The 7,628-nt window shown below is 38.6% G+C and carries 6 protein-coding genes and 1 pseudogene; all 7 read left to right on the forward strand.

Annotation, left to right across the window (positions count from 1 at the left end):
* Nucleotides 1–51 precede the first annotated feature (51 nt).
* A complete protein-coding gene (locus tag ADI86_RS05040; protein ID WP_000242091.1) occupies nucleotides 52–1,725 on the forward strand; it encodes a BglG family transcription antiterminator in 1,674 nt (557 codons plus the stop codon).
* 111 nt (nucleotides 1,726–1,836) lie between these two features.
* A complete protein-coding gene (gene ulaG / locus ADI86_RS05045) occupies nucleotides 1,837–2,928 on the forward strand; it encodes an L-ascorbate 6-phosphate lactonase (RefSeq protein ID WP_001134226.1) in 1,092 nt (363 codons plus the stop codon).
* A gap of 113 nt (nucleotides 2,929–3,041) precedes the next feature.
* Complete coding sequence (tkt, locus tag ADI86_RS05050; protein WP_049532034.1) at nucleotides 3,042–5,018, forward strand: transketolase; 1,977 nt, start codon at nucleotides 3,042–3,044, stop codon at nucleotides 5,016–5,018.
* A gap of 117 nt (nucleotides 5,019–5,135) precedes the next feature.
* Complete coding sequence (gene yajC, locus ADI86_RS05055; RefSeq protein WP_001069287.1) at nucleotides 5,136–5,435, forward strand: preprotein translocase subunit YajC; 300 nt, start codon at nucleotides 5,136–5,138, stop codon at nucleotides 5,433–5,435.
* Between the two features lie 46 nt (nucleotides 5,436–5,481).
* Nucleotides 5,482–5,925, forward strand: a complete 444-nt coding sequence (locus tag ADI86_RS05060; protein WP_049532035.1) for a low molecular weight protein-tyrosine-phosphatase — start codon at nucleotides 5,482–5,484, stop codon at nucleotides 5,923–5,925.
* Nucleotides 5,912–6,322, forward strand: coding sequence for an MORN repeat-containing protein (locus ADI86_RS05065; RefSeq protein WP_049532036.1), 411 nt, complete (start codon nucleotides 5,912–5,914; stop codon nucleotides 6,320–6,322). The genes ADI86_RS05060 and ADI86_RS05065 overlap by 14 nt, the downstream gene beginning before the upstream one ends.
* A 66-nt stretch (nucleotides 6,323–6,388) precedes the next feature.
* Nucleotides 6,389–7,628 (forward strand): annotated as a pseudogene (locus ADI86_RS11080) (IS3 family transposase); the annotation flags it as partial.

Consider the following 7,628-nt stretch of genomic DNA (forward strand, 5'->3'; position numbering starts at 1 on the left):
ACTATTATAAAGTTGTTTTCAAGGCAGTTGATTGATAGAGGAGTATGAAATATGGTACTGGATAAGGCAAGTTGTGATTTGCTTCAATATTTGATGGATCAAGAAACGTCCAAAACGATTATGGCGATTTCAAAAGATTTGAAAGAGTCAAGAAGGAAAATTTATTATCACATTGACAAAATCAATGCTGCTTTGGGTGACGAGGCGCTTCATATCATTAGTATTCCACGAATTGGTATTCACTTAACGGAAGAGCAGAGAGATGCTTGTTGTGAACTATTATCGGAAGTAGATTCGTACGATTATATCATGAGTGCGCATGAACGTATGATGATAATGTTACTATGGATAGGTATTTCTAAAGAACGTATTACGATTGAAAAATTGATGGAGTTAACAGAGGTGTCTAGGAATACTGTTCTCAATGATTTGAATAGTATTCGTTATCAACTAACTTTGGAACAATATCAGGTGACCTTGCAAGTGAGCAAGTCACAGGGATACCATCTTCATGCCCACCCCCTTAATAAAATTCAGTATCTTCAATCGCTTCTATATCATATTTTTATGGAAGAAAATGCCACTTTTGTATCTATTTTAGAAGATAAGATGAAAGAGAGGTTAGATGGTGAGTGTTTGCTTTCTGTTGAAATGAACCAATTTTTTAAGGAACAGGTTCCTTTAGTTGAACAAGATTTAGGGAAGAAAATAAATCATCATGAAGTAACTTTTATGTTGCAGGTTCTACCTTATTTGCTGTTAAGCTGTCATAATGTTGAACAGTATCAAGAAAGACATCAGGATATAGAGAAAGAATTTTCTTTGATAAGAAAAAGAATAGAGTATCAGGTGTCTAAGAAATTAGGAGAGCGGTTGTTTCAAAAGTTTGAAATTTCTTTGTCAGAACTTGAAGTTTCTCTTGTAGCTGTTCTTCTCCTCTCCTATCGTAAAGATTTGGATATTCATGCAGAAAGTGATGATTTTCGGCAATTAAAACTTGCTTTAGAAGAATTTATCTGGTATTTTGAATCACAAATTCGAATGGAGATTGAGAACAAGGATGATTTGTTACGAAATTTGATGATCCACTGTAAAGCCTTGTTATTTAGAAAGACGTACGGTATTTTTTCTAAAAATCCTCTAACAAAACAAATTCGATCCAAGTATGGAGAATTATTTTTAGTCACTAGAAAATCTGCGGAAATTTTAGAAGGAGCATGGTTTATTCGGCTAACAGACGATGATATTGCCTATTTGACGATTCATATTGGAGGATTTTTAAAGTATACACCATCGTCTCAAAAAAATATGAAAAAAGTTTATCTCGTTTGTGATGAAGGTGTTGCGGTTTCGAGACTTTTGCTGAAACAATGCAAACTTTATTTTCCAAATGAGCAAATTGGCACTGTATTTACAACAGAACAATTTAAGAGTGTGGAAGATATTGCACAAGTTGATGTAGTGATTACTACTAATGATGATTTGGATAGCAGATTTCCGATTTTAAGGGTTAATCCTATCCTTGAAGCAGAAGATATTTTGAAAATGCTAGACTATCTTAAACACAATATATTTCGTAATGAGAGCAAAAGTTTCAGTGAAAATCTTTCTAGTCTTATTTCGTCTTATATTGTAGACAGCAAGTTGGCTAGTAAGTTCCAAGAAGAGGTTCAAACACTTATAAATCAAGAAATAGTAGTTCAAGCTTTTTTGGAAGATATTTGAAGGACAGTCCAATGATGAACACAAACCTGTGTTTTTCTTGGTCTTTTTTAGTGTTTTGAAGGGTGGTATACTAATCTCAAAGATAACAATTATATCCAAAGGAGGCAACATATGCCAAATGTCAAAGAAATTACAAGAGAGTCATGGATTTTAGCTACTTTCCCAGAGTGGGGAACATGGTTGAACGAAGAAATCGAAGAAGAAGTCGTACCTGAAGGCAATTTTGCCATGTGGTGGCTAGGCAACTGTGGTACTTGGATTAAGACACCAGGTGGTGCTAACGTTGTCATGGACCTTTGGTCAAACCGTGGAAAATCAACCAAAAAAGTGAAAGATATGGTTCGTGGGCACCAAATGGCAAATATGGCAGGTGTTCGTAAGTTGCAACCAAACTTGCGTGTTCAGCCAATGGTTATCGATCCATTTGCTATCAACGAACTAGATTATTACTTAGTTTCACACTTCCATAGTGATCATATCGACCCATACACAGCTGCAGCAATTCTCAACAATCCGAAGTTAGAGCATGTTAAGTTTATCGGTCCTTACCACTGTGGACGAATCTGGGAAGGATGGGGTGTTCCAAAAGAACGTATCATCGTTGTTAAACCAGGTGACACTATCGAATTAAAAGATATGAAGATTCATGCAGTAGAATCATTTGACCGTACTTGCTTGGTAACTCTCCCAGTGAACGGTGCTGATGAGACAGGCGGTGAACTTGCTGGCTTAGCTGTTACAGATGAAGAAATGGCTCAAAAGGCTGTTAACTATATCTTTGAAACACCAGGTGGAACCATCTATCATGGTGCAGATTCTCACTTCTCAAACTATTTTGCAAAACATGGTAAAGACTTTAAAATTGATGTTGCTTTGAATAACTATGGTGAAAATCCGGTAGGTATCCAAGATAAAATGACATCTATCGACCTTCTTCGTATGGCAGAAAATCTGCGTACCAAAGTCATTATCCCAGTTCACTATGATATCTGGTCTAACTTCATGGCTTCTACTAATGAGATTCTAGAACTTTGGAAAATGAGAAAAGATCGCTTGCAATACGATTTCCATCCATTTATCTGGGAAGTTGGCGGTAAGTACACTTATCCTCAAGATCAACACTTAGTAGAATACCATCATCCACGTGGTTTTGATGATTGTTTTGAACAAGACTCTAACATTCAATTTAAAGCTTTGCTATAATATAAAAATATTCTTTGGAGGTTATCCGTATGTTGCATGATACGGATAATTTTCATATAATAGTAAAATAGAATGTGTGATTCAATAATCACCTCAAATAGAAAGGAAATTCTATGTCAAATCTATCTGTTAATGCAATTCGTTTCCTAGGTATTGACGCTATCAACAAAGCCAACTCAGGTCACCCAGGTGTGGTTATGGGAGCAGCTCCGATGGCATACAGCCTCTTTACAAAACAACTTCGTATCAATCCAGCTCAACCAAACTGGATTAACCGCGACCGCTTTATTCTTTCAGCTGGCCATGGTTCAATGCTTCTTTATGCTCTTCTTCACCTTTCTGGTTTTGAAGATGTCAGCATGGATGAGATCAAGAGCTTCCGTCAATGGGGTTCAAAAACACCAGGTCACCCAGAATTTGGCCATACAGCAGGGATTGATGCTACGACAGGTCCTCTAGGTCAAGGGATTTCAACTGCCACTGGTTTTGCCCAAGCAGAACGTTTCTTGGCAGCCAAATATAACCGCGAAGGCTACAATATCTTTGACCACTATACTTACGTTATCTGTGGAGACGGAGACTTGATGGAAGGTGTCTCAAGCGAGGCAGCTTCGTACGCAGGCTTGCAAAAACTAGATAAGTTGGTTGTTCTTTATGATTCAAATGACATCAACTTGGATGGTGAGACAAAGGATTCCTTTACAGAAAGCGTTCGTGACCGTTACAATGCCTACGGTTGGCATACTGCCTTGGTTGAAGATGGAACAGACTTGGAAGCTATCCATGCTGCTATCGAAACAGCTAAAGCTTCAGGCAAACCATCTTTGATTGAAGTGAAGACTGTTATTGGATACGGTTCTCCAAATAAACAAGGAACTAATGCCGTACACGGTGCTCCTCTTGGAGCAGATGAAACTGCAGCTACTCGTCAAGCTCTCGGTTGGGGTTATGAACCGTTTGAAATCCCAGAACAAGTTTATGCTGATTTCAAAGAAAATGTTGCAGACCGTGGCGCATCAGCTTATCAAGCTTGGACAAAATTAGTTGCTGACTATAAAGAAGCTCATCCAGAATTGGCTGCAGAAGTAGAAGCCATTATTGATGGACGTGATCCAGTTGAAGTGACCCCAGCAGACTTCCCAGCTTTAGAAAATGGCTTCTCTCAAGCAACTCGTAATTCAAGCCAAGATGCCTTGAATGTTGTGGCAGCTAAGTTACCAACTTTCTTGGGTGGATCAGCTGACCTAGCTCACTCAAACATGACTTATATCAAGACTGACGGACTTCAAGACGATGCCAATCGCTTGAACCGTAACATTCAGTTTGGTGTTCGTGAATTTGTAATGGGAACGATCTTGAACGGGATGGCCCTTCACGGTGGACTTCGTGTATACGGTGGTACTTTCTTCGTCTTCTCTGACTATGTGAAAGCAGCTGTTCGCTTGTCAGCCTTACAAGGACTTCCTGTGACTTATGTCTTTACCCACGATTCTATTGCAGTTGGGGAAGACGGTCCGACTCACGAACCAGTTGAGCACTTGGCAGGTCTTCGTGCTATGCCAAATCTAAATGTTTTCCGTCCAGCAGATGCGCGTGAAACGCAAGCAGCTTGGTACCTTGCAGTGACAAGTGAGAAAACACCAACTGCCCTTGTCTTGACCCGTCAAAACTTGACTGTCGAAGAAGGAACAGACTTCGACAAGGTTGCAAAAGGTGCCTATGTTGTCTATGAAAATGCAGCAGATTTTGATACCATCTTGATTGCGACAGGTTCAGAGGTTAATCTTGCTGTCTCAGCTGCCAAAGAATTGGCTAGTCAAGGTGCAAAAGTCCGCGTAGTCAGCATGCCATCTACAGATGTCTTTGACGCACAAGATGCAGCATACAAGGAAGAAATTCTTCCAAATGCAGTTCGCCGTCGTGTTGCAGTCGAAATGGGTGCAACTCAAAACTGGTACAAATACGTTGGTCTTGATGGTGCCGTTCTCGGTATTGATACCTTCGGAGCCTCTGCACCAGCACCAAAAGTATTGGCAGAATATGGCTTTACTGTAGAAAATCTTGTAAAAGTTGTTCAAAACTTGAAATAATTCTAAAAATCAGGGCGCGAGCTCTGGTTTTTTCTTACTAGAAAAGCAAGGTACAATCTTGTAAAAGTAGCTGAAATTTGATATAGTAGTCCTATGTAAAAGACAAAGGAGAAGACAATGAATCCAAATTATACATTTTTAATCATGCTAGCCCTTATGGTGGGCTTGATGTTCTTTACGCAACGCTCTCAAAAGAAACAAGCACAAAAACGTATGGAAAGCTTAAATAAACTACAAAAAGGCTATGAAGTGATTACAATCGGTGGACTTTACGGAACAGTCGATGAAGTAGATACGGAGAAGGGAACAATTGTTCTTGACGTAGATGGAGTTTACTTGACTTTTGAACTAGCTGCTATCAAGACAGTATTACCGCTGAAAGAAACAGCTTCACTAGAAGGCGCAATTGAAAAATAAGACGGGATCACTAACTCCCGTTTTTCTATAAAAGAAAGGAAATGGGATGAAAAAATTAGTCTTTGTCTGTCTGGGAAATATTTGCCGCAGCCCTATGGCCGAGTTTGTGATGAAATCAATGACAGATAATTATGAAATCCAAAGTCGAGCGACTTCCTCTTGGGAACATGGTAATCCGATTCATAAGGGCACTCAGGGAATTTTGCAACAGTATGATATTCCTTATGACAAAGGCAAAACATCGCTTCAGATTAGTAAGGAAGATTTTGAAGCCTTTGATTATATTATAGGAATGGACGCTTCAAATGTTTCTGACTTACGTCAGATGTGTCCAGTAGACTGTCAAGATAAGATTTACTCATTCGCATCTGAAAGTGTACCAGATCCTTGGTATACAGGGGATTTTGAGGAAACTTATCGGCGTGTTCAAGAGGGGTGTCAAGCTTGGTTAGAACGTTTAGAAAAGGAGAGTGAAGGTGGAAAATCTTAAGAATTTTTACGACAAATATCGTGTCTATCTGACTCGTCCACGTTTAGAGATTTTGGCAGTAGTTACGATTGTTTTTTGTGCCGTACTCGTTTTTTTTCTAAATATTCCCGGAAAAGGTGTCTTAAAACTCGATAATGGAACGATTGTTTATGACGGCAGTCTTGTACGTGGTAAAATGAATGGACAAGGTACCATTACTTTCCAAAATGGAGACCAATATACGGGTGGTTTCAACAATGGAGCCTTCAACGGGAAAGGTACCTTTCAATCTAAAGAAGGCTGGACCTACGAAGGTGATTTTGTAAATGGTCAGGCTGAAGGAAAAGGGAAACTAACAACAGAACAAGAAGTCGTTTATGAAGGGACTTTTAAACAAGGCATCTTTCAACAAAAATAAGGCCTCCTGACTGAACTGCACCCCAAAAGTTAGACACTAAAAAACTAACTTTTGGGGTGTTTTATTATGAAATTAACTTATGAGGATAAAGTTCAGATCTATGAACTTAGAAAGCAAGGTCAAAGCTTCAAGCAGCTTTCAAAAAGATTTGGAGTGGATATTTCTGGACTAAAGTACATGGTGAAATTAATTGACCGTTATGGAATAGACAGTGTCAAAAAAGGAAAGAATCGTTACTATTCTTCAGAACTAAAACAAAAAATGATTGATAAAGTCTTACTTGAAGGTCGTTCACGAAGAAGTGTAAGCCTTGATTTTGCTCTCCCAAACCAAGGAATGCTTTCGAATTGGCTGGCACAATACAAAAAAAACGGGTATACTATTGTTGAGAAAACAAGAGGGAGACCATCTAAAATGGGACGTAAACCAAAGAAAAAAACTGAAGAGATGACAGATTTAGAACGTCTTCAAGCAGAAAGACAGAAATTGTTCGAGAATTAATTACTGATTTTTCGTTAGATATTCTTCTAAAAGCCATTAAACTCGCTCGTTCGACCTACTACTATCATGTGAAACAGCTAGACAAACCAGATAAAGATCAAGAGATTAAAGCTGAAATTCAATCCATTTTTACCGAACACAAGGGAAATTACGGATATCGTCGAATTCATTTAGAATTAAGAAATCGTGGTTATGTGGTCAATCATAAAAGAGTTCAACGCTTGATGAAGGTCCTTGGCTTAACAGCTCGAATTCGTCGGAAACGAAAGTATTCTTCCTACCAAGGAGACATTGGTAAGAAGGCAGAGAATCTCATTCAACGTCAATTTGAAGGCTCTAAACCAGTGGAAAAGTGTTATACGGATGTGACAGAATTTGCCATTCCAGCAAGCAGCCAAAAGCTCTATTTATCGCCAGTTTTAGATGGATTTAATAGCGAAATTATCGCCTATAATCTTTCTAGGTCACCAAACTTAGCACAAGTAAAAAAGATGTTAGAACAAGCCTTCACAAAGAAATACTACGAGAACACTATTCTCCATAGTGACCAGGGATGGCAATATCAACACGATTCTTATCATCAGATTTTGCAGGATAAGGGAATCCAACCGTCCATGTCACGTAAGGGTAATAGTCCAGATAATGGTATGATGGAATCCTTCTTTGGCATTTTGAAATCCGAAATGTTTTATGGTTATGAGGCTACCTTTCAGTCACTTGAGCAATTAGAACAAGCTATTGTAGACTATATTGATTATTACAACAACAAACGAATTAAGGTAAAACTAAAAGGACTTAGTCCTGT

It is taken from the genome of Streptococcus pseudopneumoniae (assembly GCF_001074975.1).
GTDB classification, from domain to species: Bacteria; Bacillota; Bacilli; order Lactobacillales; family Streptococcaceae; genus Streptococcus; species Streptococcus pseudopneumoniae_D.